This window comes from Streptomyces sp. NBC_00829, from assembly GCF_045161795.1.
Taxonomy (GTDB): Bacteria; Actinomycetota; Actinomycetes; order Streptomycetales; family Streptomycetaceae; genus Streptomyces.
Window position 1 is genome coordinate 7,971,382 of the sequence record NZ_CP108867.1, and the last position, 25,108, is coordinate 7,996,489.

At 69.6% G+C, this 25,108-nt stretch carries 18 protein-coding genes and 2 pseudogenes; 11 read left to right on the forward strand and 9 right to left on the reverse strand.

All coding sequences use genetic code 11. The annotated features are described in order from the left end of the window. Positions 1-141 precede the first annotated feature (141 nt). The 4 genes and pseudogenes from OG293_RS35590 to OG293_RS35605 form a co-directional block, all read left to right on the forward strand. The gene (locus tag OG293_RS35590) at positions 142-546 is read left to right on the forward strand and encodes a hypothetical protein (protein ID WP_406002872.1); all 405 of its coding nucleotides are present in this window, start codon (positions 142-144) and stop codon (positions 544-546) included. Between the two features lie 58 nt (positions 547-604). Then, positions 605-1,183, forward strand: coding sequence for a cupredoxin domain-containing protein (locus OG293_RS35595; protein ID WP_406002873.1), 579 nt, complete (start codon positions 605-607; stop codon positions 1,181-1,183). Further along, positions 1,165-2,019: an iron uptake transporter permease EfeU gene (gene efeU / locus OG293_RS35600; RefSeq protein WP_406002874.1), complete on the forward strand. Its 855-nt coding sequence runs from the start codon at positions 1,165-1,167 to the stop codon at positions 2,017-2,019. Before OG293_RS35595 ends, efeU begins: the two co-directional genes overlap by 19 nt. 205 nt (positions 2,020-2,224) lie before the next feature. Continuing rightward, positions 2,225-2,347: pseudogene (locus OG293_RS35605) on the forward strand (bacterioferritin); the annotation flags it as partial. Positions 2,348-2,408: 61 nt separating this feature from the next. Here the strand turns inward: OG293_RS35605 and OG293_RS35610 are convergent. From OG293_RS35610 to OG293_RS35630, 5 genes and pseudogenes are all read right to left on the reverse strand, one after another. Beyond that, entirely contained in the window at positions 2,409-2,564 is a 156-nt protein-coding gene (locus OG293_RS35610; RefSeq protein WP_406003814.1) for a hypothetical protein, read from the reverse strand. Positions 2,565-2,637: 73 nt separating this feature from the next. Then, a pseudogene (locus OG293_RS35615) lies at positions 2,638-3,069 on the reverse strand (IS3 family transposase); the annotation flags it as partial. A gap of 60 nt (positions 3,070-3,129) precedes the next feature. Then, positions 3,130-4,152, reverse strand: coding sequence for a fatty acid desaturase family protein (locus OG293_RS35620; protein WP_406002875.1), 1,023 nt, complete (start codon positions 4,150-4,152; stop codon positions 3,130-3,132). Continuing rightward, complete coding sequence (locus tag OG293_RS35625) at positions 4,142-5,062, reverse strand: pyridoxal-phosphate dependent enzyme (RefSeq protein WP_406002876.1); 921 nt, start codon at positions 5,060-5,062, stop codon at positions 4,142-4,144. The genes OG293_RS35620 and OG293_RS35625 overlap by 11 nt, the downstream gene beginning before the upstream one ends. 143 nt (positions 5,063-5,205) lie before the next feature. Beyond that, a complete protein-coding gene (locus OG293_RS35630; protein ID WP_406002877.1) occupies positions 5,206-12,576 on the reverse strand; it encodes an amino acid adenylation domain-containing protein in 7,371 nt (2,456 codons plus the stop codon). Between the two features lie 712 nt (positions 12,577-13,288). Between OG293_RS35630 and OG293_RS35635 the strand changes: the two genes are divergently transcribed. The 5 genes from OG293_RS35635 to OG293_RS35655 all read left to right on the forward strand — a co-directional run bounded on the left by OG293_RS35635 (position 13,289) and on the right by OG293_RS35655 (position 16,364). Beyond that, a complete protein-coding gene (locus OG293_RS35635; RefSeq protein ID WP_406002878.1) occupies positions 13,289-13,957 on the forward strand; it encodes a transcriptional regulator in 669 nt (222 codons plus the stop codon). A gap of 102 nt (positions 13,958-14,059) precedes the next feature. Further along, the gene (locus tag OG293_RS35640) at positions 14,060-14,188 is read left to right on the forward strand and encodes a hypothetical protein (RefSeq protein WP_406002879.1); all 129 of its coding nucleotides are present in this window, start codon (positions 14,060-14,062) and stop codon (positions 14,186-14,188) included. 100 nt (positions 14,189-14,288) lie between these two features. Further along, on the forward strand, positions 14,289-14,717 hold the full coding sequence (locus OG293_RS35645) for a hypothetical protein (RefSeq protein ID WP_406002880.1): 429 nt from the start codon (positions 14,289-14,291) through the stop codon (positions 14,715-14,717). 64 nt (positions 14,718-14,781) lie between these two features. After that, entirely contained in the window at positions 14,782-15,420 is a 639-nt protein-coding gene (locus OG293_RS35650; protein WP_406002881.1) for an aminotransferase class I/II-fold pyridoxal phosphate-dependent enzyme, read from the forward strand. Further along, complete coding sequence (locus tag OG293_RS35655; RefSeq protein WP_406002882.1) at positions 15,417-16,364, forward strand: ornithine cyclodeaminase family protein; 948 nt, start codon at positions 15,417-15,419, stop codon at positions 16,362-16,364. Before OG293_RS35650 ends, OG293_RS35655 begins: the two co-directional genes overlap by 4 nt. Positions 16,365-17,024: 660 nt before the next feature. On the opposite strand, the gene OG293_RS35660 is transcribed toward OG293_RS35655, so the two are convergent. After that, on the reverse strand, positions 17,025-17,264 hold the full coding sequence (locus OG293_RS35660) for a pentapeptide repeat-containing protein (protein ID WP_406003815.1): 240 nt from the start codon (positions 17,262-17,264) through the stop codon (positions 17,025-17,027). Between the two features lie 249 nt (positions 17,265-17,513). Here OG293_RS35660 and OG293_RS35665 point away from each other — a divergent pair, with 249 nt between their 5' ends. Next, positions 17,514-17,759, forward strand: coding sequence for a hypothetical protein (locus tag OG293_RS35665; protein ID WP_406002883.1), 246 nt, complete (start codon positions 17,514-17,516; stop codon positions 17,757-17,759). Between the two features lie 392 nt (positions 17,760-18,151). On the opposite strand, the gene OG293_RS35670 is transcribed toward OG293_RS35665, so the two are convergent. From OG293_RS35670 to OG293_RS35680, 3 genes are all read right to left on the reverse strand, one after another. After that, a complete protein-coding gene (locus OG293_RS35670) occupies positions 18,152-18,928 on the reverse strand; it encodes an SDR family NAD(P)-dependent oxidoreductase (RefSeq protein WP_406002884.1) in 777 nt (258 codons plus the stop codon). Between the two features lie 180 nt (positions 18,929-19,108). Next, a complete protein-coding gene (locus OG293_RS35675; protein WP_406002885.1) occupies positions 19,109-20,164 on the reverse strand; it encodes a hypothetical protein in 1,056 nt (351 codons plus the stop codon). A gap of 50 nt (positions 20,165-20,214) precedes the next feature. Beyond that, on the reverse strand, positions 20,215-20,772 hold the full coding sequence (locus tag OG293_RS35680) for a hypothetical protein (RefSeq protein WP_406002886.1): 558 nt from the start codon (positions 20,770-20,772) through the stop codon (positions 20,215-20,217). 1,076 nt (positions 20,773-21,848) lie between these two features. Between OG293_RS35680 and OG293_RS35685 the strand changes: the two genes are divergently transcribed. Then, positions 21,849-25,046: a glycosyl hydrolase family 95 catalytic domain-containing protein gene (locus OG293_RS35685; protein WP_406002887.1), complete on the forward strand. Its 3,198-nt coding sequence runs from the start codon at positions 21,849-21,851 to the stop codon at positions 25,044-25,046. The last annotated feature ends 62 nt before the right edge of the window (positions 25,047-25,108 follow it).

The window sequence follows — 25,108 nt, forward strand, 5'->3', positions numbered from 1 at the left end:
GGGTCGGAACGCGCCGTACGGCATGCGGTCTTGGTCTGGTCACGATGGCAGCCGAGCCGTGCTCGACGTGGTGGCCATGGGCCGCACGCCGCACAAGCGGGCCTTTGACGGGGACAATGCGGAGGACCGCGGGACATCATCTTGCGCTCGCTGGAAGAACTCGATGTCGCCGCTTTGACGAACGTGCCCTTCGAGCTTTGCGGCGGGGAGAAGCAGCGGGTGCTGATCGCCCGGCCGCTCGCCCAGTGCACGGGGACGATGGTCCTGGACGAGCCGACCATTCATCTGGATCTCCGCCATGAGGTCGACGCGCTCCGGCTCGTGCGCAGGCTCGGTGTCACGACCGTCATCGCACTGCACGACCTCAATCTCGCCGCGGCGTTCTGCGACCGGATCCGCGTGGTGGACGGCGGTCGCGTGGTGGCCACCGGGACGCCCTGGGATGTCCTCTTCGGTCGGCCGACGGCCGTGGGTGATCCGAACGGTGCTGTCGCGTGGCCCGCCTACCGGCCTCGAACTAAGGTATGGCTTAGCTTGCCAACCTGAAGGCGGGTCGCCCGGCAACGCCGGAAGACCGCACCACAGGCATCCGTCTGGGAGTGTCATGACCGCGTTCCGAGCAACCGCAGTCCTGATGGTCCCCCTCGGCCTCGGAGGCGCGGCACTGGCGGGCTGCGACTCCGGAGACGGCTCCGGCGGAAGCGACTCCGTACAGGTCGAGGCATCCGACAGCGCCTGCAAGGTGTCCACGGACAGCGTGTCGGCCGGACACATCACGCTTGAGGTGCGCAACACCGGATCCAAGGTCACCGAGGTGTATATCTACGCCCCTGGTGACCGCATCGTCACCGAACGGGAGAACATCGGCCCCGGCACTCGGGCGGAGATCACCAGCGAAATCGAGCCGGGCACCTACGAGATCGCCTGCAAGCCCGGAATGAAGGGCGACGGCATCCGACAGAAACCATCCGTCACGGGTGAGGGTCCTTCGGCGAGCGGCAACCCGCGGCCTGACGCCGCGGTCGCAGGCTATCGCGCGTACGGCCAGCAGCCGGCGGATGCGACGGCATCCATGGCTGAGCAGTTCGCCGCAGCGGTCAGGAGCGGACACGTCGCCAAGGCCAAGGCGCTGTTCGCGGAAGACCACGCTTCCAAGGAGGCCGCGTGTTCGCGAACTACCTGATCGGCCTGCGTGAGGGACTCGAAGCCAGCCTCATCGTCTGCATCCTGATCGCCTACCTGGTCAAGACGGGCCAACGCGACAAGCTTGCCCCGGTGTGGGCGGGCGTCGCCGCGGCCGTGATCCTCAGCATGGGTTTCGGCGCGCTCCTGCAGTACGGCTCGACCCGGCTGAGCTTCGAGGCCCAGGAGGCGCTGGGCGGGACGCTGTCGATCATCGCGGTGGGTCTAGTGACGTGGATGGTCTTCTGGATGCGCACAGCGGCACGCCATCTCAAGGCCGACCTTCAGAGCAGGCTCGACACAGCCGTGGCGTTGGGCGCCGTCGCTCTGGTCAGCACTGCTTTTCTGGCGGTCGGCCGGGAAGGGCTGGAGACGGCCCTGTTCATCTGGTCCTCGGTCCAGGCCACCCAGGACGGTGCCCGGCCCTTGTTCGGGGCGGCGCTCGGACTGCTCACGGCTGTCGTGCTCGGCTGGCTGTTCTACCGTGGGGCGCTGCGGATCAACCTCGCCAGGTTCTTCACCTGGACCGGAGGCCTGCTGATCGTCATCGCTGCCGGCGTTCTCGCCTACGGCGTCCACGACCTGCAGGAAGCCGGCTGGATCGGCGGCCTCGACAACCTGGCCTTCGACGTCTCCGCCTCCATCCCCCCGGACAGTTGGTACGGCACCCTGCTCAAGGGGGTCCTCAACTTCCAGCCGAATCCGACCGTTCTCCAGGGCGTGGTGTGGGTCGCGTACCTCGTCCCCGTCCTCTTCCTGTTCTTGCGGCGCCCCCGCCCGGTTCCGGCGGCCCAGACGGCTGCGGCAGCCGGCCGGGATGATCACCGCAACCCCTGACCGCCGCTGCTGTGGGAGGCCACGGTGGCGCGACAGATACAGGTGCGTTCCCATGGGAAAGGGAATGCTGCCTGTGTCCGCGCCCTCCGCGAACGCCGCCTCATCATCGTGGCGCCTCATCATCGTGGCGCGTCGACATCGTGGCGTGTCGACATCCGCCGTCGTCGGCCGGGCGGCCGGTCTCGCGACCCAGGGAGGCGCAACCATGCAGGGCGATGCCGAGGTTCTCGAGCTCCGCAATGAACAGCTCACCGCCGAGCTGACGGCCATCAACCAGTACTTCCTGCACGCCAAGGTGGAGGAGCACTTCGGCTGGCCCAAGCCGGCGGCGCAACACAGTCCGGGCAGGTTGCGTCGCCGAATATGCCTGGACTTCGCGGGTCACCGTTTCAGGTCTGCGGCCAGCGGGTTTGTCCGATGTCGGTGTCGAGGAGGTCGAGGAGGTCGAGGAGGTGGAGTTGGACGCCGCGGGTGATCTGGACGGTGGGCGGGTCGGTGACGTTGCCGATCCGCAGGGTGAGTTCGCCGAGATGGTAGAAGATCATGCGGCCGGTGGGGCGTGATCACCCGGCGTGAACAGATGTCGACGACGCAGGCGAGATAGAGCCATGAGGCTCCGACCTGCACGTATGTAATGTCGCCGCACCATTTCTCGTCAAGGCTGTCGGCGGTGAAGTTGCGCCTCACCAGGTCCGGTGCCGGTGGTGCGAGCCGGTCCGGGATCGTGGTCCGCTTCTTCCGCCGCAGGTGGCGGCCGACGATGGCGTGCTTGCGCATCAGCCGCGCGACGCGCTTGCGGTTGACGGCGTGGCCGGAGCCCCGCAGTTCGGCGTGGATGCGCAACGCGCCGTAGTTCCCGCGGTGTTCGGTGTGGATCTCGCGGATCTCCTCGACCAGGGCGTCCTCGTCGGCCTGGCGGGCGGCCCGCGCGTCCGCGCTGGCGATCCACCGGTAGTAGCCCGAGCGGGAGACTTCCAGCACCCGGCATGTCGGCTTGATGCCGAAGTCCTCGGCGTGGACGGAGATGAAGTCCCAAGCGGCGGTCTTCACTTGGTGGCTGTGCCTGGTTCGGGTGCCGGTTCTTGTGCCGGATTGTCGTCCGGTCCGGCGTCATGATGTGTCGTCGGGGTGTGCTGTGGGCGGGTTTCTGAGGGTTCGCCAGAGGAGGCGGTAGAAGTCCGCGTAGCTGTGCTCGATGTGTTTGGCGTAGGTGCGTGCCTCGGTGTGGCGTTCCCCGAGACGGTTGAGAGGGACGGCCATGGCGGCATGGTGTTCGATGTGCAGGTTGTTTCCGTTGGTGAACCATGTGGTCAGCCAACTTCCGGTGATCGACCTGGTGTTGCGGAGGACGTCGGTCGTTTCGGTGTCGCACAGAAGGTGCTCGGGTAGTTCGACGAGGAAGTGGAGAGGGACGGCGAGGGCCAGGGGCAGAAGCCAGAGCCGGAGCACGTACGTGCCGTGGCCGAGGACTGTCAGGGCGGCCGCGGTAGCGACGAAGGCGCCCAGGAGGATGTGTTCGGTGACGATGCGCCGTCGCATCGCGGGTGCGAGGTGGCCGTACGCGTACGACCAGCGTCCTGCGGCGGCGCGTATGGTGTCCAGGATGACCGTGCCGAGCCGTAGGTAGTCGAGCAGTCCGCGGAGCAGAACGGCGAAGGTCAGGGGTTTGCGTGTGTCGAAGCCGAAGAACTCGCTGTCTTGCGGGGTGCCCAGGTAGCGGTGGTGTTGCAGGTGGCGGACCCGGTAGTGGCTGTAGACGACGAGCAGCGGCATCCCCAGGGGTACGCCGACAAGCCGGTGCGGCAGTGTGCGCCGGAAGGCGGAGTGGTGCAGGCACTGGTGCTGCAGTTCTACGGCGTGGGTGTACATGGCGGCGAGCAGGACGACCCCGGTGCCTGCCGCCCACGGTGACGGCTGCAGGGCGAGGGTCGCGCCGGCGGCGGTGAGGGCGGCCAGCACGGCCAGTTTGGCGATGAAGGCCAGTTCGTCGGTGCGTGTGACTCTGAGCCGGGTGAAGAGCCGGCTCTCCTGGCTGGTGGTCGTGGTGTCCTGGGGGGACGGCGGCGACGGGCGAGAGGTGGGGGCCGGGACGGCCCGCGGAGCGTGCTGGGGGAGATGTCCTTCAGCGGCCACTGAGCACCACCACGTGCACACCGGGGGCCAGGCTCGCTGTACTGGCGGTCCGCAGCAGCCCGGCCAGGGCGACGGCGCCTGCGGCGGTGGGCGTGGCACCGTACGCGGCGAGTGCGTCACGGGCGCGGCAGAGTTCCTTGTCGTCCACGCCGAGGACGGTGCCGCCGGTGGCCGCGATCGCCGCCATGGCCTCGTCGCCTTGCAGGGCATGCCAGTTGACCAGGGGCTGGTTGTGGTCGGTGGTGGAGACGGTTTCCGGGGCCAGGGGACGGTACGGGCCTGGCCAGCAGGTCACCATGGGGTTGTTGCCGGCGGAGCCGACGCCGTTGATCACCGTGCTCCAGCCGTGCTGTTCCAGCCGGCGCCGGACGGCGATGGCGGTGGTGCCATTGCCGACGGGCAGCCACAGCACGGCGGGGGGCTCGGTCAGTGCCTCCCGGAGAGCGGCGACGACCACGCCGTGTCCCTCGAACACGGCTTCGGCGTACGGTCCGTCGACGTTGCCGTCGACGCATTCCCCGGTGGCGGCGAGCCGCCGGGACTCGTCCACGGCGTCCTCGTACGCCCCGTCCACGAGATGGACCTTTGCTCCGGAGGCGCGCATCGCCTCGCCGCCGTCGCTCCAGCCGGTGGGCAGTACCACGGTGCACTCCACGCCTGCGACCTGGCAGGCCGTCGCCATGGCCCGGCCGTAGTTGCCGCACGTCGCGATGGTGATGTGACGATGGCCGTCGGCGACCGCGCGTGCCACGACGGCGCGGGCGGCGGGTTCCTTGTGGCTTCCGGAGGCGTAGCGCGTTTCGTCTTTGACCAGTACCCGGGCGCCGGGTACCAGGGCGGAGACGTCGATGAGGGGTGTGCCGAAGGCGTCGGACGGCGCCTCGGCGGTGGGCGGGGCAGGGGTGAGCATGGTGGTTCCTTCGGGGGAGAGGAGGGCTCGGCCGGTCGCCCCGGCATGGCCGGTGCCGGGTCGGCTGGCGCGTGAGGTGTCGGGTGGTCGTGTAGGAGTGGTCAGGTGGTGCGTGGGGGTGTCAGGTGGCCGCGTGGGAGCGGTCAGTTGGCGCGGGCGGTCGTCACCAGCTGCGCGTCGGCGTGACCCTGCAGGTCGTCGAGGTCACCGATCTCGGCAGGGGGGACGGCGTCGGGCAGGCCGTCCTCCAGGTGACGCAGGCGGCGGTCGGCCCAGCCGCGGGCCGCCCAGCCCAGCTGGAGCAGCCCACTGACGACGACGAGCAGGGCGAGACCTCGTCCGGGACCCGTGCCGAGTACCTGACCCACCGTGTCTGCGAGGGCCCCGTCGGCTTCGAGCAGCGGCTGGACGTAGTGCTCGGCGAGCGGGCCGACGACCAGATAACCGAGGGGCATCGTCAGCATCATCAGTGTCATGAAGATGGCCAGGACCCGGCCCTGGAGCTCGAGGCCCACCTTCGTCTGGACCAGGGCGATCCAGTGGCCGTCCGCCAGTGACTCACCGAAGGCCAGCAGGAACATCCCGGTCACGATCAGCGGCGGGCTGGCAAGGCCGACCATCGCCATCGCGACGCTGGCCACGGCCATGGAGACGATCATGCCGTGTGCCCGGCGGGGTGTGCCGCCCCACAGGCCCATCACGAGGCTGCCGAACAGACCGCCGATCCCGGCCGCGCCGAGCGCGCCGCCCAATACGGCCGGTGACTGCTCGATGAGCAGCATCGGGGTGATGACGGCGAAGCCGAGTGTGTAGAAGGCATGGTCGATGACGAAGTAACGCAGTGCCGCGCGGAGGCCGGGCCGGCGCGTGATGTAGCGCCAGCCGCCGGTGATCTCCTTGCTGAACGACTCGTCGCGGCGGCGGAAGAGGGTGTCGGGGATGCGGACGGTCAGCAGCGTCGCGACGCCCGCCGCGAAGCTGCACACATCGATCACGATCACACCGGAGATGCCAACCACGCCGATCAGGCTCGCGCCCAGCATGGGCGCGAACACCGTGCCCGCGCCGACGCCGAGTTGGCTGATGCCGCTGGCGTGCCCGAGGTATCGCTTGGGCACCAACTGGGCCACCGCGGCGAGATACGCGGGCCGTTGGAACGCGCCGGCGATCGAGGTGACCGACACGGCCAGGTACACCTGCCACATCTCCAGTCCGCGGACGAGAGCCAGCAGCGCGAGCAGCCCCATCGCCGCACCCGCCACCGCATCGCTCGTCAGCATGACGACCCGGCGGTTCCAGCGGTCCGCCACGGCCCCGGCCAGCGGTCCGGCGAGAATGCCGGGAAGCATGCCCACCGCGTTGACGATGGCGAAGTCGGTGACGGATCCGGTGCGTTGATAGACCCAGATACTCAGGACGAGCGTGCTGAGGCTGCTTCCGAACATCGAGAGGAACTGACCGAGAGCCACCACCGCGAACCGGGACAGGCTCGGCGCGGTGCGCGGTGCGCGTGCCGGCGCCAGGGACGTGCCCGAGCCGGTGCCGGCCACCGCCCCGGCCGTTCCGGGCTCGTCCACGGGCAAGCCGTCCAAGGGTGCACCGTCTGCCGGCGTACCGCCCGCTTCGACCATGACGGTTGCCGGACCGGGTGGAGGCGCCTGCCACCGTTCGGTGTGTTTCACCAGCGCCCCGGCCAGGGGCTCGGCGTGCGACTTGACGAAGAAGTGGCCCGCCTTGGGGAGCACCGCCAACGACACGTCATCCGCGAAGTGCTCCCACTCGCGGTACCGCTCCTGGTACAGCTCGGTGACCCGGTCCCGGGAACCCACCACACTCAGGACGGGGGCCCGCAGCTTGTCGGCCCCGGAGTCCTGGTAGGCCCTGGTGTAGTACTCCTCGGCGTCGCGCGCGTCGTGCCGCACGTTCCGCAGCACGAACTGCTCCTGTTCCGCGTTCTCCAGGTCGGTGAAGCCTCCCCTCGCGCGCAGGTACGCCAGGTACTGCCGGTCGGAGGTGAGCCAGTCGGTCGGCAGCAGCCGGTGCAGCCAGTCGAAGAACCGCCCGGGCAGCCGGGCCGTGGGGAAACCGGCGCCCAGGCCGACCCCTGCCAGTTCGATCCCGGCGGCCTCCGCCTGGCGCGCGATCTCCAGTGTCACGGCCGTTCCGAGGCAGTGCCCGTAGAGCAGTACGGGCCCCTTCACCGAGCCGAGTTCAGCGACGACCCGGGCAGCCGCCTCCACGCCGGGCACCAGCGGATCGTGCGGCCTGCCCATGTCGTGTCCCGGCAGTTCGATCGCGTACAGTCCCCAGTGCGCCGGGAGTTGGTCCGCAAGCGGCTGGTATGCGACGGCGCTGCCGCCGGAGAAGGGCACCGCGACGACCGTGACTCCGCCCGCCTGCGGGTCCGCCTCGTTGCGGGTCAGCCGGTGCAGCAGGCGCGGCGGTTCCTCCTGCCCGCCCTCGGCGCGCTCCGTGACAAGCGCGGCGAGGGCGCGAACCGTCGGGGCGCGGTACAGCTCCACCAGCGCGAGGCCGGGGTCGATCCGCCGGGCGACCCGCAGCGCGGCGAACGAGTCGCCGCCGAGGGAGAAGAAGCTGTCGTCGATCCCGATCGCCGATTCCTCAAGCCCGAGAGCCGCCGCCCAGACGGCGGCGATGCGTCGTTCCTCCGCGTTGCGCGGAGCCGTGCGCACCGGAGCGTTACCGGCGTCGGGCGGGGCGGGCAGGGCACGCCGGTCGAGCTTGCCGTTGGGGGTGAGCGGCAGCCGGGGCAGGAACACCACCCGTGCCGGGACCATGTGCGTGGGCAGGGTCGCCGCCAGGGCGTCACGGACACCCGTCTCGGTGAGCGCCGCCTCCGGACCGCCGACGAGGTACCCCACGAGCTGGGCTGTTCCGGACGGCAGGGTGTGCACGGCGGCCGCGCATCCTGCCGCCCCCGGCAGCGCGCCGAGCGCCGCCTCCACCTCGCCGAGCTCCACCCGGTAACCGTTCACCTTGACCTGGTCGTCGAGGCGGCCGAGGAAATCGACGGTGCCGTCGCGGCGGAAGCGTGCGCTGTCCCCGGTCCGGTACATGCGCGCCCCGGTGCCGGCGCCGGGGCCGTCGTCGTCCGCGTACGGGTCGGGGACGAACCGCTCCGCGGTCAGCTCCGGCCGCTCGTGGTAGCCCGGCGAGACACCGGCACCGCCCAGGTACAGCTCGCCCACCACACCCGGCGGCACGGGCTTGCCATGGGTGTCGAGCACATACACGCGGTTGTTGGGGAACGGCCGCCCGATGGGCAGCGGGGCGTCGGCGGGCAGGTCGTCGACGTCGCCGTCGAAGTACACGTTGTCGACGGTGACTTCGGTGACACCGTACGCGTTGACGACACGGTTTTCGGCACCGACCAGTCGTCGTGCCCGCTGGTACTCGTGCACCTGCCACTTTTCACCGCCGCCGATCAGCAGCCGGACGAAGTCCAGCCGCTGTCCGTCCTGTTCCACATGGGCCAGCAGGGCGCGCAGTACGGCCGGCACCAGTTCGGTGCACTGGACCTTCTCCTCGCGCATCAGCGCGTACAGGCCTGCCGGGTCGAGGAGTTTGTCGCGGGGGACGACGACGAGCCGGCCGCCGGTGCACAGCGCGCGCAGCGTCTCGCCGACGAACATGTCGAAGGAGAAGCTGGCTGCCTGCTGGTACGTCCAGTCCGGGTCGAGGTCGTACGCGCGCTGCCACATGCTCACGGCGTGCACGAGGTTGCGGTGGGTGACCACCACCCCCTTGGGGCGTCCGGTGGAACCCGAGGTGTAGATCACGTACGCCGCGTCGTCCGGACTTCCGGCCGGTACCGGATCGTCGTCCGCGGCGCCGTCGAGCAGAGCAGCGTCCCCGTCGAGCGCGAGCACCGGTGTGTGCTGTGACAGGTCGGCGGCGCAGGGCAGGTCGAGCCGGGTGATAAGGGCAACGGGCCGGCTGTCGTCGAGCATGTAGCGCAGCCGCTCCTGCGGATAGGCCGGGTCGAGCGGCACATAGGCGCCGCCCGCCTTGAGCACGCCCCACATGGCTGCGAACAGGTCGATCTCCCGGTCCAGACAGATCGCCACACGCTCACCCGGCCGCACTCCCCGCTGACGCAGCAGATGGGCGAGCCGGTTCGCCCTGCGATTGAGCCAGTCGTAGGTGACCGTACGGGTGCCCGAGGTGAGGGCGGGGGCGTCCGGCCGCTGCGCCACACACCGTTCGAACAGCTCCTGGACGCTGAGCGCGGGGGTGATACCGGCCGCGCTGTCGTTCCAGGTGTGCAGGATGGTGCGGCGTTCGGCGGGTCCGAGCAGGGGCAGCCGGTCGACCTCGGTGTCCGGATCCGCGGCGGCGGCGCGCAGCAGGTTCAGCAGATGGTCCACCAGGCCCTCGACGCGTTCGGGGTCGAACAGTTCGGCCGCGTAGTCGGCGTTGAGCACCGGGCCGTCCACGGGGAAGTCGAGCCCCATGGCCAGGTCCGCCATGATCGCGGCCGGTGCCTCGTCACCTGCGTACCGCACCAGGCGGTCACGAGGTGCCGTGGTGTTGTGGACGGTGACACTCACCCGGCTGAGCGGGGCCGGACGCCCTGCTTCGGAACGTCTGACGGCCGAGGTGATGTCGGCCAGCGCGAGCCCCTGGTGGTCGAGGTCGCGCAGGACCGCGTCCCGTGTGCGGCTCAGCAGCGCGCTGAAAGTGGGGGCGCCGCTCAGGTCGCCGCGCAGCGGCAGGATGTTCAGTACGGAGGCGACGACGGAGTCCAGCGCCGGATCGGAGCGCCCCGCCACCGGGGCGAGGACGGTGACATCGCTTTGCCCCGTGTACCGGCCCAGGACCACCTGTACGCCGGTCAGGAGGACCGCGAAGAGGCTGGCCCGCTGTTCCCGTGCGCAGGTCTCGAGCAGTGCGAGTGTCGCCGGGTCGAGACGGCGGGTCACCCGTCCCGCGCGGTGGTTCGCGATCGCGGAGCGTGGCCGGTCCGCGGGGAGCTCCAGGCCCAGGTCGGCATCGTCGAAGCGGCCCTGCCAGTAGGCGGCGAGCGCCGGGTCGCCGGCCGCGGTGGTCCGGTCCCGGGCGATGCGCGCGAGCCGGTCGGGTGCCGCCCGGCGTGGCTCGAGCCCGCGGGACAGGTCCCTGTAAATCTCGGCCAGTTCGTCCCCGAGCACCCCCGCGGACCAGCCGTCGAACACCAGGTGGTGGACGGCGAGCAACAGTTCGTCGCCGCCGGCCGTTCGCAGCAGTACCGCCCTGGCCAGGGGACCGCCTGCAAGGTCGATGCGCTCGCAGACGACCCTCCGGCGCTCCTGCGCCGCGCGCACAGCGCCCGACTCGGCGGTCGCATCCCGTAGGTCGACCTCGTGGAGCGGGACCGCGCCGGACGCGTCCACGACCATCACGGGCTCGTCACCGACATACGGGAAGCGGGCGGTGAGCGCGGGGTGCCGCCGGGCCACTTCGGCCAGGCATGCCTTCAGCAGCTCGGTGCGTACGGGGGCCGACCACCGGTAGCGGATGCCGAGGGTGTGCACCGGCAGGTCGGTGCTGACCACCTCTGCCATCCAGAAGTCCCGCTGCAGCGCGGTGAGCTGCAACTCCCGCAGGTCGTCCTCGGCCGGTGCACCCGCACTCACATCGATGTCGCGTGGCGGACCGGCCATGGCAGCGCGTACGGCTTCGGCCACGTCGGTGAGGCTCGGCGCCGCGTACAGCGCGCTGAGGGTGAGGTCGGCTCCGTACGCCTGCCGCAGTCTGCCGAGCATGCGGATAGCGCTGAGGGAGTCCCCGCCGAGGGCGAAGAAGTCGTCCTCGGGGCCGATATCGGCGGTCCCGAGTACCTCTTGCCAAATCCCGGCCACGCGGGCCCCGGGCGAGGCGTCCTGTGGCACGGTGGCGGTGGGGCGCGCGAAGGCGGGCTGCACGGCCGCGAGTGCCGTTCGGTCGACCTTGCCCTGCACTGTCAGCGGGAAGGCGGTGTGAACGCGGAAGACAGCCGGCACAAGATAGTGCGGGAGCCGTGCGGCCAGGTCGCGTCGTATGGCATCGGCGCCGGGGGCATCGCCGCCGGTCACGAGGTGCGCCGCGAGACGGGGCGTGCCCGCTTCGGTATCGACCAGGACGACTGCGTCGATGACGCCGGGCAGTGCCCGCAGCGCGGTCTCGACCTCGCCCGGTTCCACACGGAAGCCGCGGATCTTCACCTGCTGGTCCAGTCGGCCCAGGAACTCCAGGGATCCGTCGGGCAGTTGCCGCACCCGGTCGCCGGAGCGGTACTCGCGCCGTCCGTCCGGGCCTTCGGGGAACCTCTCCTCGGTGAGGTCCGGTCGCCGGAGGTAGCCCGTGGCCACCCCGGTGCCTGCGATGCGCAGTTCGCCGGGCTCGCCGGGTGCCGCGTCCCGGCCGTCCTGCGTCGCCACCCGGACGACGACGCCCGGCAGGGGAGTGCCGATCGGGACGGCGCCGTTGCCCTTCCACGTGGTCAGGTCCGCCGTTGTGGCGACGACTGTGGTCTCGGTCGGGCCGTAGGTGTTGAGCAGCCGTACCGTGGTGCCCACGTGCTCCTGCCAGAGGGCGACCGCACTAGCCTGTGCCGCCTCGCCACCGATGATCACCGTGTGCACGGTCGCCGGAACGGCTGCCTCGCCGCGCGCGATCGCCGCGACGAGTTCGAGCCAGTAGGCGGTCGGCAGGTCGAGCACGGTGATGCCCAGAGCGGCGCAGCGGTCCAGGAAGCCGTCCGGCGTGCTGATCATGTCGTTGTCACGGACGACGACCGCGGCTCCTGCGGTCAGGGCGGGGAAGATCTCCTCGACGCTCGTGTCGAAGCTGATCGAGGCGAACTGCAGGATTTTGTCGGCGGTTGTGAGGCCGTAGTGCTCGCGGGCCACTCGGCAGAAGTGCGCCAGGGCCCGGTGTGGCACGACCACGCCCTTCGGCCTTCCCGTGGACCCGGAGGTGAAGATGACGTATGCCGGGTCGTCCGGCACGACGGCCGTATCCGGCAGTGGGACGGCGGTGTGACCGTGTCGCCCCTCCACGGTGCTCGCCGTGTCCATGGAGAGCACGGGTGTGCCTGCGGGCAGGGCCGGTGCGGAGCCGTTCGGTCCGGAGTCGGGGACCAGCACGAGCCGGGGCCGGGTCTCCTCGGTCATCATCGCGAGTCGGGCGGCCGGATGTCCGGGGTCGAGAGGGACGTATCCGGCTCCGATGCGCAGTGTCGCCAGCATCGCCGTCACCGCGTCCCGGCCCCGCGGCAGACACAGACCCACGAGGTCACCCGGGCCGACGCCGTGTGCGACGAGCGACTTCGCTAACGTTGTCATGGATGTGAGGAGTTCGCCGTAGGAGGTCGTGCCATCGGCATCGGCTACGGCCGGTGCGTCCGGGGTCCGCCGGGCTTGTGCCTTCAGCGCGGCCAGTACGTCGAGGTTGTCGACGTCATCGTTGGGCTCGAGGGTGTCCGCGGTGGGTGTGCCTGTTCCGGCCAAGGCCGCGGTGGGTGTTGCACGCACGTGCTTGCCAACTCCAAGGAATTGTCCCTGTGATGGGGGGCGATTCGCAGCGGATCGCCTGGGTGAGCGTTAAACGCTCGCGCGACCACCGTCAGAAGGAAACAGGTTCATCTGTATACGAGTTCGTGAAGGGCTGGATCCTGACACGCCAATTCCCTTCGTGACAAGGATCCTTGGGTTCTCCATCCGGTCGTTGCTGCCGCGGAAGCGGCACGGTGAACACCGAACCGAGGCCGGGAGTGCTGGTCACAGCCACCGAGACCGTGCATGCTTCGGTTTCAGTGTGTGTGATGGCCGGCCCGAAGCCACTGCACCGGTCCGGCCGTCACGGCAGCTCCACCGACACCGCTTCCGGTCTCGACGACGCGGGGGATCACCTTCGGGGGACACCGGTGTACTGATCACGGAGGCTGCTGTTGATGTGTGCCAGGCGGTGCCTGCGGACTTTGGTGCTCTACGAGAGCTTGCTGCGGGCGGGGTAGGCGTGGTTTTGTGCGTGGAAGCGCCGGGACTCGGGGCGTGGGTGTCGACTTGCGGTGCTGGCGGGTGTGTTCGTCTGTGTATCCGTGGTCGCCGTGTGCTTTTTCTCTCCCGTGGTCTGCCTGCTGTTGTCATAGGTCGGTAACGCCGACGACTGCGGCCGTGATGTGCAGCGGTGTGTTCCGGCGTACTGCTGCCACCAGCCCGCCTGCCTTGAGGAGTTGTGGCAATCATGAAGGCTGTGGAAGAGGGCATGGATCCTCGGGTGCGGATGTGGGCCCCGGTGGGGCAGGCCGTGGCGCTCTTGCTCGGCCCGTATGCCGAGGTGGTACTGCACGACCTGGACACCGACCGGGTCCTGGCGGTCTGGAATCCGATGAGCGCCCGCGCCCCGGGCGACCCGTCCCTGCTCGGCGAACTCAGCGCGCTGGACACCTCGGCCCGGGACGTGTTCGGGCCATACGAGAAGCAGCTTGCCGACGGCCGGCGTCTGTCGTCGGTCAGCGCGGTACTGCGTGAGGCGGACGGCCGCGCTACCGCGGTGCTGTGCGTCAACCTCGACCGGACGCCACTGGAACAGGCCGCGGCCGTACTCACCGCGTTCGGCGCCCCGGCCGTCGCCCGCCCCGAGCCGCTCTTCGAGCAGGACTGGAACGAGCAGATCCAGCACATCGTCGGCGCCTACGTCCGCGAGTGCGGTCGGCCGGTCGAGCGGCTGACCCGGGCTGACCGCCTGGCAGTGCTCGCGCGACTGGAAGACGCCGGAGTCTTCGCGGTGCGCCGAGCCGCGCCGGTCGTCGCGCGCGCCCTGCAGATCTCCCGGTCCACAATCTACGGCCTGCTGGCCGAACGCAGAACATCCCGCGACGCAACGCCCAGCAGCAAGGATCATGCGCCGTGATCCACCCGAGCTTGCCGCGCCCGCCGACCGTCTGCCGACAGTCGCCCGCCCGTCCCGACCGGTCGGTCGCCACCGGAGCACCGGCGAGAACCGTCACCGGACATGAGCGCCATCGATCTGCGCTGCTGTCCCCGCGACTGCTGGCAGATGAACACCCACCACACCGCACTGCGCCACTACGCCGGGCAGATCGGACCGTCCGAACCCCCTCTGCCGGACAGCCGGCGCTGACATCACCGAACCACTCGAGCCCGCCGGCGGGCCGCACCGCGGCAGTCCCGGCACAGCGTTTCTCCGACCCTGCGGCCACCCACATCGAAGGCAAGAATCCATGACCCGGCTACCCGACTTCCGCCTGGAAACCTACTTCTCCCGATGGGAGTTCACCGCCCGCCACCACTTGACCGCCTCCGACGTCCAGACCATGACCCTCGGCGAACTGCTCGCCCTGGCCGACGACCAGGACCGCGCCGCCTTTGAGAACCTCTCCCTGGGCTACACCAAGACCTTCGGTGACCCGGCCCTGCGCGAGGTGATCGCCGGGATGTACGAGCGGGCGGACGCGGCCGACGTCATCTGCTTCGCCGGCGCCGAGGAGGCGCTGTACCTGGCGATGAACGTCCTGCTGGATGCCGGCGACCACGCGGTGGTGGTGACCCCGAACTACCAGGCCGCCGAGACCGTTCCGCTGGCGCTGTGCGAGGTGACCGGCGTCGCCCTCGACCCGGCCGGGACTGGGCGCTGGACCTCGACCAGGTGAAGGCGGCGATCCGCCCCAATACCCGCCTCGTGTCGGTGAACTTCCCCAACACCCCACCGGCAAGGTGATCGGCATCGCCGAATTCGCCGAGCTGACCATGCTGTGCGACGAGCGCGGCATCCACTTGTTCAGCGACGAGGTCTACCACGGCCTGGAGCGCGATCCGGCCGGCATCCTGCCGCAGGCCGCCGACCTGTCCGAGCGCGCACTGTCGCTGAACGTCACCTCCACGTCGCTCGGCCTGCCGGGCCTGCGGATCGGCTGGATCACCTGCCGCGACCGCGCCCTGCTGTCCCGGCTGGAGCGCGCCAAGCACTACACCACCATCTGCAACTCCGCCCCCAGCGAGGTCCTGACCCGCATCGCACTCAAGGCCCGCGGCACCATCCTGGACCGCAACCGGTCGCTCATCGCACGGAATCTGCCGCTCTTCGAGGAGTTCTTCGCCGAATTCGCCGACCTGTTCGAATGGCGGGCCCCGGACGGCGGCTGCGTCGCCTACCCCCGCTACCTCGGTCCCGAAGGGGTGGAGGAGTTCTGCACCCGCCTGGTCGAGGAGGCCGGCGTCCTGCTGCTGCCCGCCAGCACCTACCACTCCGACCTCACCCCCACCCCCACCGACCGGTTCCGTATCGGCATCGGCCGCGACAACTCCGAAGCCGGCCTCGCCGCCTTCGCCCAGTGGCTGCGAGTAAAACGATGACTCTGCCGGTCCTCACCACCACCGAGATCACCCGCGTTGCCACCCCGGAGCTGGTCCTCACCGCCGTCCGCCACGCGCTCATTGCCCACGCCCACGGCCGCACCAGCGTCCCGCCACCCGTGCACCTGGAGTTCCCCGACGACGGCGACTGCCACGTCAAGGCCGGCTGGGTCACCGGCACACCCGACTTCACCGTCAAGATCGCCACCGGCTTCTACCGCAACCCCGCCGCCGGCCTGCCCACCAACCACGGCCTGGTCTGCGTCGTCAGCGCCAGCACCGGCCGGATCCGCGCGATCCTCGACGACCAGGGCCTTCTCACCGCCTGGCGCACCGCCGCGGCAGGCGCGCTGGTCACCCATGCGATGTCCCGACCCGACGCCGCCACCCTGTCCGTGTTCGGCACCGGAGAGCAGGCCCGCCTCCAAGTCGCATGGCTGGCCAGGCTCCGCCCCATCGACACCGTGCTCGTCCACGGCCGTAACCAGGACAGGACCCGGTCGCTGTGCGAGCAGTTCCACGCGCTCGGCCATCACGCCCGGCCCGCCCCTGCCGACGAAGCAGCCGCGGCCGACATGGTCATCACCACCACACCGGCCACGGCCCCGGTCCTGCCCGCCGGTCGCGTCCGCCAGGGCGCACACGTGACCGGCATCGGCACCGACATGCCGCACAAGAACGAACTTCCACCGGCACTCTTCGCCCGCGCGGCACTGATCGCCACCGACGACCACCAGCAGTGCCTGGACCACGGTGACTTCGGCCACGCCGTGCGCGCCGGAGCCGCCACCGACACCAGCGACACACCTGCCGGCCTCCTGCTCGAAAAGCCCGTCGAGCGGCCGGACGGCGCGATCACCGTGGCGGACCTGACCGGCGTCGGCGCACTCGACGCGGCACTCGCATCGGCCGTCCTGGGCGAACTGGCCCCGCAGGCACCATGACCGCCCAGGGGCGAGGGGGCAAACGGGTATCCCGGTCCCTTCCCGGTTCTGGACCGCGAGCTGTACGCCAACGAGCTCCTCGCCCACACGCTCCTGCACGTGTACAGCGATCTCCCTGGGTACATCGGAGAGTTGCCCGTGCCACCCGAGGGCACCCTGGAAGACCGTGGCCGCGGGGACCGGGAAGTCATCGACACACCCCACCCAACGCCACACCACCGGCCCAGGACACCCCCAGACCGGTCACACGATACGAATCAACGACCCGCGAAGTGCGGGAATACGTAGGTCTACACGTTGGCGACCTCTCCCTTACCGTCGGCGAGCGCCACATCGTGGAGACGGCGACCGATGCCGGTCGGACCGGTGGGGCCGGCAGGGCCTATCCCTCCACGTACCCCTCGGTCCACTCGTCCTGGTCGACCACGGACTCCTGGATGTAGAAGCAGGTGGGCTCGTCGGCGAAGCCGGGAAGGTTCCGGGCGGACGCGATGCGTTTCTGTGCGGCCTCGCGGCTTGAGTACGTACCGAGGTGTTTGACGTCGTCGCCGGCTTCCTCGTCGGACCAGAAGTCGTCGGGCTCGCTGAAGTGCCTGATCTAGCCGTCCCCTTCAGCACGGTGGTGTACGTGCCACAGCAGGTGGACCTTGGTGGGTTCACTCATGTCGCCGCGCAGCCTTCCTTTTCGTATGTGTTGATTGCGAGCGGGTGCGGGCCCCGCTCCCTCCGCCGGTCGGCCAGTTGCTCGGACAGTGTCCGCAGGGCACGGCTGGAAAGGCCCCTTCGGACCGGAGCTACGGTGGGCCACTGTGTCTCCTGGGACCACCGCGCGCCGGTCAGGTCGGCACGGTACAGGTTTGCGCCGGTCAGGTCCGCACGGTAGAGGATTGCGCCGGTCAGGTCCGCTTTCGCGCAGGTCCGCGCCGGTCAGTCTCAAGGTCTCGACCGTCTCGTCGATGTACCGCAGCGCGGTGGCCTGCGAGACACCGAATCCGGCGGCGAGTTACGTGAACGTCTCGTACTTCCGCTCCACGCCCGCCGCCGCAGGCCGGGATGCCTACCGGCGGCTCCTGGCACCCACCCACGCCCCATATGCTCGCTCTGCGGTCACACATGGGCAGTGGCCTGGGAAAAGGCAGGTGGGGCGATATGTTGGACGGGTTCGAGTTGTGGCTGCGCAAGGCCGGTGGGCTCTTGCTGATGGGGGTAGTCATGGCGGGATACGCGGTCGCCCGTGAGCGGTGGTGGCTGCCGTGGCGCCTGATGGTCCTCCTGGCCGGCATCGGGGCGGTCGTGGGGTGCGGGGTGGAAACATGGGAGTTGATCCGCAGTCAGGAGCCGACCAAGACGGCGTTGGATCGCTTGGAGGCTGCCGAGCAGGGGGAGAGCCCGTGAAGGTTTGGGGGTGACACCAGGGAGCCGGGGCCGCGACCTGAATCTGGGCACCCGACCGGGCCGATGCCGACACAGACGATGTCACCTTTCGCCGACAGTCACGCCGCGCACGGCCATTCCACGCCTGTGCCCGGCTGAACTGGCCACCCCCGCACCGCCCTGGTTCGCGCCGAGGCGGGACAGTTCAGCGGAGTGAAGCCTCACTGGCGGTGACGAAGCGTTACATGAGCCCGTTCGCCGCCCTTCGGGCACAGGCCGACGGAGCTGGCCGGACGACAAGGGCTTTCCCGGCGAGCAGGGCGGACGTGCCGGGGGAGGAGGTGACGGTGGCGTGGGTGTTCGAGGTGTTGTCTAGTGGTGCGTGGTGTCGGGCTGTTACTGGTGGAGTGGGGTCATTGGGCCAGATAGCCGCCGTCTACCGGCAGTACCGCTCCGGTGATGAAGGAGGCCGCGGGTGAGGCCAGGAAGGCGATGGCCTGCGCGACTTCTTCCGGCTCGCCCAGGCGGTTCATGGGGTGGGCGCGGCTGACGGTTTCCAGGTATTGCCGGCCGCCGGGTTCGTCGCGGAGCGCGATGACGCGCTCGGTGCGGATCGTGCCGGGTGCCACGGCGTTGACCCGGATCCCGTGGGCGGCCCATTCCACGGCGAGGTGCTTGGTCAGGCCGGTGGCGACGAACTTGGCGGGCCCGTAGGCGGCCTGCCGGGCCTGACCGGCGACGCCGGAGACCGAGGATACGCAGACCAGGGCACCGCCCGACTCCTGGGTGCGCATCGCGGCGATCGCCTGGCGGCAGGTCAGGAACATTCCACGGCCGTCCACCGCCATCACCTCGTCCCACTGCTCCGGTGTGGTCTCCAGTACGTCCGAGAGTGGCAGGATCCCCGCGTTGGCGACCGCCACGTCCAGCCGCCCGAACTCCTTGACCGCCGTGTCGACCATCCGCTGCACGTCCTGGGGCCGGGACACGTCGCCCTCCACACAGGTCACCGTCCCGCCCTCGGCCGTCACCTGTGCGGCCAGCGCCGCCAGCCCGCCGCCGTTGCGGTCCGTGGCGACCACCTGTCCGCCAAGGTCGGCCAGGAGCCGCGCAGTCGCCCGCCCGATCCCGCTGGCCGCACCAGTGACCAGGCAGACCCGCCCCTGGAAACCCGGCTCGTAACCACTCACCCTGACTCCTCCCGCCACACCACGCGCGTCTCGGCCGGCCCCCCGGCCGCCCGGTGTACGTGTACCAAGCGCTGCTGTGCCCGGGCGTGCCGCCCCGCCACATCCGGAGCCGACCCCACCTGCACGAGTGACCCCGCAATGCCGGAATCCGCAAACTCCACCGCGTTCGGCCGGGCAGGCTCAGTCCGTGGCTTCGGGCTCCAGCCGGTCGGTGACGATCTCGGTCATCGACAGGCAGTCGCCGCCGAGCGTGACTCCGCTCGCGGTCACGCTCGGCGTGAGGGAGACGGGGCAGGCACCGGGCCGGTCGACGGCGAAGAGGCCGAAGGCGGCCGTCCCGTCGGCGATCTCGTCGCTGTCGGCGTGGCCGTAGTAGACCTGAACCCCGTCGGGCTGGCAGAGCATCACGTGGAATCCGCCGGTGCCGTCCGGCCAGGTGAGGACCAGGTAGCGGACGGAGTAATCCGTGCCGAGCGGCGCGAGCGTGGTGACCACTCCGGCCAGCGACGGCCCCTGCAGGAACGTGTCCGGCATGCCCATCTGGATGTCGGAGTCGATGCAGAGCAGCATCCGTTCATCGCCGCACTCGATGGCGAGCATCCCTTCCCGTTCGGGCCGCACCATGTACAGCTCACCGGCTGTGACCCGGCTGAGCAACGTGAAGTCCTCCTCCGTCGGCGCAGAGCTGCTGATGAAGAACACCTCCTCCTCGTCGGCAGGAATGGCAACGATGCCCGTATCGTCCGGGGCCGTGAGCTCGAAGCCCGTCCTCCCTGCCCGGTAGGCGATCACCGACAGCGCGAAGGCGGCCTGGTCACCGACCACATCCCCTGCCGGGGGCGCCATCTGGGCCAGGACGTCCAGGGAATCGGAGAGGGCCACCTGCTGCAGGGTGCGCCAGGCGGCCAGCGCGATGACCGGTTCGTCGGAGAGTGCCGCGGCCTGGGCCAACGGAACGGCGTCCCGGCCCATCACCGCGGCCCGGTCGAGCGCTGCGGCGACCGTGAAAGCGTCGGGCGCAGGCTCCGCAAGCACCTGGCCGACCGCCTGGGCCAGCGCCCCCAGCGGGCTCGGGTCGATCAGGCCGAGGATGCCCAGAGCGCGGACCCGGTGCTCGTCGTCCGCGGCGAGCGCACGGCCGAGGGCGTCGGCGAGGTCGTCGGCGTCGAGCGCGGCCAGGAGCGAGGGGTCCGCCCCGTCCTTGGACGCGAGCAGTTGGTCGATGCGGTCGGTCATGGTCTCCGCGCCTCTCTCGCAAGCCTCTGGGGTCTGACAGGGGGCCCGACCTACAGGGTGACCTGGCAGTGTGTGATCATCTTGACCGCCTGGGCGGGCGTGACCCCCGTGTTGGTCCCCGATTTCGCCCGCATGAAGTTCGCGGGGCCGCACAGCGATTCGTCCTTCTCGCAGTGCGGCAGGCCCAGGAAGTGACCGACCTCGTGGGCGAAGGTGTTGCCGCTCTCCGCCGTGCTGCCGTCCAGGGACACCACCGGTGCTCTGAGCCGGCCCTTGGCCTTGTTCTTCCCGCATGCCCCGGGCGTGGGGGAGTATCCGACGTCCGTGGGGTGGAACATATGCTTCACGATGAACACATCGAGAGCTTCGTTGTTGCGCACGGCAAACCGGTCGGCCAGCGCCACGGCGTCGGCCGCTCCCCTGATGATCGCGTTCGCCCCGGCCACAGTGAGGTCGATCTTGAAGCGGTTGACGGTGCCGATCACCGGTCCATGTCTGGCGAAGATCGTCTTCATGATGTCCACGGAGTCGTTGACCTGCTTCAACTCCGCCGGTGTGAACCTCTCCTCAGCGACGACGATCAGGTTGATGTCGAAGTGCACTGCCATGGCGGCTCCAGAGGTGGCGATGCCGGAGGTGACGACTCCGGAGATCTCCCCCGAAAAGGATGACGGCGGATCCGGCGGGCCGCCACTCGACGGCCTCTCGAATGCCGTCGAGTGTTGTCGGGCTGGGGCGGGTCGGTGTCCGACGAGACGCCCACGCTGAGGCCGGCCGGGGTGGGAACTCCGCGATCCACGTGTGGAGCGCACACCGCCCGGATCGCCTCCGGACATCTGAGGACGTCAGGACGGGCCGGACCTCGGCTCAGCCGGGTGGGCGGGGACCGGCCACTCTGCGGGAGATCAGCTCAGCAACTGGTTCTGCAAGACGACTGTCTGGTGGAACGGAAAGGGGTCCCCCCACAGACCTGGAGGCACGGAATCCATCGTCCGCGCTCATGCAACTGACCGGCAATCAGGAACCTTGGTTGTAGCGGAAACGATCACAGTTCGGCATACGGCGACGAGGCTCGTGACCAAGGTGACCACCAGGGCCGAAGCCCTATGCCGCGTCACAAGTGCCGGTGGGATGGGGCCGGTTGGCAGGCTTTTCCTCTGGCCGGGTGTCGGTTCCGGCGGTGGTGAGGTCCTGGCCGGAGGCGTCGCGGGCGACCTCGGCGCCGTCCTTCCGGATGCGACGAGTCCGAGGGCCTTTCGACGGGACCCGGGCGGACAGCCGCAGGGGCATCACGGCCTCCGAAGGCTGCTGGAGGGTCAATTGTCCGGCAAGGTGACTCCTTGAGAGCCGAGGCAGAACAAAGGTCGGGCAGCCGAAGCCGACGGCCCGCTTTGCGCAGCGACGACGCCCGCCGGGCCGCGGATGCGGCAGCGACCACACATACCGGTGTGCCTTCCGGACCGCCCGCGCGATCCCGCCCTGCATCGACGGGATTCATCCCCCGCGGGGCCACCTGTCGGCCCGTCGCGGCGGGTGACGGGCAGTACCCGGTAAGTCAGTTGATGAACGCCTCTAGACGTCCGATCTATTCTCCTGCAAAGCTGATGAGGCCCTCGACGGATGTCGACGTGGCGTCACTTCCTCCTTGAAAGAGCCGATGAATGGGCCGGGAGGTCTCACCTTGATGAATGAATCCCAACCGCAGCGAAGAAGCGTCCTCAAGTTCGGCGGTGCCCTCGCCCTGGCACCTCTGATCACTCAGCTGACCGGCGGAACGCCGGCGGGACAGGCCGTCGCCGCAGGGACCGATGCGTCGGCGGCCGTCCCGTGGCCGGTCCTGTCGCGCAAGGCGCTCAAGTATCCCATCCCCGCGATGGACTGGCAGTCGCAGGCGTTGCCGATCGGCAACGGCAGACTCGGCGCCATGCTCTTCGCCGATCCCTACGAGGAGCGCATCCAGTTCAACGAACAGAGTCTGTGGGGCGGTGTCAACAACTACGACAACGCCCTCGCGGGCAAGCCGGACAGCGCTTTCGACACCGGCATGACCGGCTTCGGCTCGTACCGGAACTTCGGTGACGTCGTCGTCACCTTCGGTCCCCGTTTGAAGGTCACGGCGCCGGGGGGACCGTACCGCACGTCCTCGTCGGAGGGTGTCGACAAGACGTACGACGGTAACGCGAGCACCAAGTGGTGTATCGAGGCGCCCGGTTCGAAGGTGCAGTGGCAGGTCGAGCTTCCCGACCCCGTAGCGGTCGCGTCCTACAGCCTGACGAGTGCCAACGACGTGCCGCAGCGCGATCCGCAGGAATGGACGCTCTCCGGTTCCGCCGACGGCGCCACCTGGACCACGCTGGACAGCCGCACTCTCGCGACGCCCTTCGAGAGCCGTTCCCAGACGAAGGAATTCACCTGTACCGGCACCGCGGCCTACCGCTTCTACCGGTTCGACTTCGTCCCCAAGGCAGGGGTCAGCCACTTCCAGGTGAGCGAGATCGGGCTGTCGGGCGTCGACCTCGGCGGGGGCGGTTCGATGTACCTGTCGTCGCCGAGCGGGCACTCCAAGGGATCCGGTGCCGGGACCGGATCCCGGGCCACGGACATCTCACGTTCGGTGGACCGCGATCCGGCCACGGTCTGGCGGGTCCATGCCGCCGCACCGGTCGTCTGGCAGGCCGACCTGCCCCGCGCGGTCGTCGTCACCTCGTACGCGCTGACGGCGGCCCCGGACCGTCCGCGGAACGACCCCCGGCAATGGGCGCTCGAGGCGTCGCAGGACGGGCGGGCCTGGGTGACCCTCGACACGCAGAACCCGGGGGCGCCGTTCGCCGGCCGCGGCGAGACCCGGACCTTCCGGATCACCAACAGCACGGCCTACCGCATCTACCGGCTCACCCTGACCTCCTGCGCGTCCTCCACCGGCTTCCAGATCGCGGAGATCGCGCTGGAAGGCAACGGCTTCGACACGCGCACACGGCGCACGGTCGTCGACTACCAGCGCACCCTCGACTTCGTCGAGGGTGTCCACGTCACCCGCTTCGGCGCGCCGGGACGGCGCGTCCTTCGGGAGGCCTTCGCCAGCCGGTCCGCGGACCTCATGGTCTTCCGGTACACGTCGGACAGCGCCCGGGGACTCTCCGGAGCGATCTCACTGACATCCGGACAGGACAACGCCCCGAGGACCGTCGACGCCGGCGCCCGGCGGATCGCCTTCAGCGGTGTCATGGGCAACGGCCTCAAGCACGCGTGCACCGTCCAGGCCGTGCACACCGACGGCGATGTGCGCGCTGATGGGTCGGTGCTCCGGTTCAGCGGCTGCACGACCCTGACCCTGCTCCTCGACGCCCGCACCGACTACAAGCTGGACGCCGCCGCCGGGTGGCGCGGAGCCGATCCGCAACCGGTCGTCGTCAGGGCGCTCGACAGAGCGGCGGCCCGGTCCTACGACGAGCTGCGTGACGAGCACACCGCCGAGATGGGCGCCCTCATGAACCGTGTCTCGGTCGTCTGGGGCACCTCCGACGCCGCCGTCATCGCTCTGCCGACCGACGTCCGGCTGGCGCGTTACGCGGCGGGCGGGGAGGACCCGACACTCGAGCAGACGATGTTCGACTACGGCCGGTACCTGCTCATCAGTTCCTCTCGCCCGAACGGCCTGCCCGCCAACCTCCAGGGCCTCTGGAACGACAGCAACCAGCCGGCGTGGGCCTCCGACTACCACACCAACATCAATGTCCAGATGAACTACTGGGGAGCTGAGACGACGGACCTGTCCGACTGCCATGAGGCACTCGTCGGGTTCATCGAGCAGGTGGCGGTGCCCAGCCGCGTGGCGACCCGCAACGCCTTCGGCAAGGACACGCGTGGCTGGACCGCCCGCACCAGCCAGAGCATCTTCGGCGGCAACGCGTGGGAGTGGAACACCGTCGCGAGCGCCTGGTATGCGCAGCATCTGTACGAGCACTGGGCGTTCACCCAGGACCTGGTCTACCTCCGCACCGTCGCCTACCCGATGATCAAGGAGATCTGCGAGTTCTGGGAGGGCCATCTCAAGGAGCGCGACGACGGACTCCTTGTCGCACCGAACGGCTGGTCCCCCGAGCACGGGCCGCGCGAGGACGGCGTCATGTACGACCAGCAGATCATCTGGGACCTGTTCCAGAACTACCTCGACTGCGAGGCCGCGCTCAGGGCGGATCCCGCTTACCGGGCCAAGGTCGCGGACATGCAGGCACGCCTCGCGCCGAACAAGATCGGCCGGTGGGGTCAGCTGCAGGAGTGGCAGAAGGACGTCGACAGCCCCACCGACATCCACCGCCACACCTCGCACCTCTTCGCGGTCTACCCGGGCCGTCAGATCACCCCGAAGGCACCCGACTTCGCGGCCGCCGCGCTCGTCTCGCTCAAAGCACGGTGCGGCGAGAAGGCGGGCGTCCCGTTCACGGCCGCGACGGTGTCGGGCGACAGCCGTCGCTCGTGGACCTGGCCCTGGCGGGCGGCCCTCTTCGCTCGCCTGGGTGACGGCCATCGCGCCCAGATCATGCTGCGCGGACTGCTGACCTACAACACGCTGCCCAATATGTTCTGCAACCACCCGCCCTTCCAGATGGACGGCAACTTCGGCATCTCGGGCGCCGTGGCGGAGATGCTCCTGCAGAGTCACGACGGCGTCATCCACCTGCTGCCCGCCCTGCCGGACGAATGGAAGGCCAAGGGTTCCTTCACCGGGCTCCGCGCCCGTGGCGGCTACGAGGTCAGCTGTAAGTGGCGGAACGGGAAGGCCACGTCCTACAGAATCGTGGCCGACCGGGCGCGGAACCAGAAGAACGTCACCGTGCGGGTGAACGGCGTCGACAGGAAGGTGAAGCCCGTCAAGCTCTGACGGCGGCGCCTGCTCGTTCCTGCAGTGGCCATGCCGACGGCCGTCCGCCGCCCGAAGCGGGG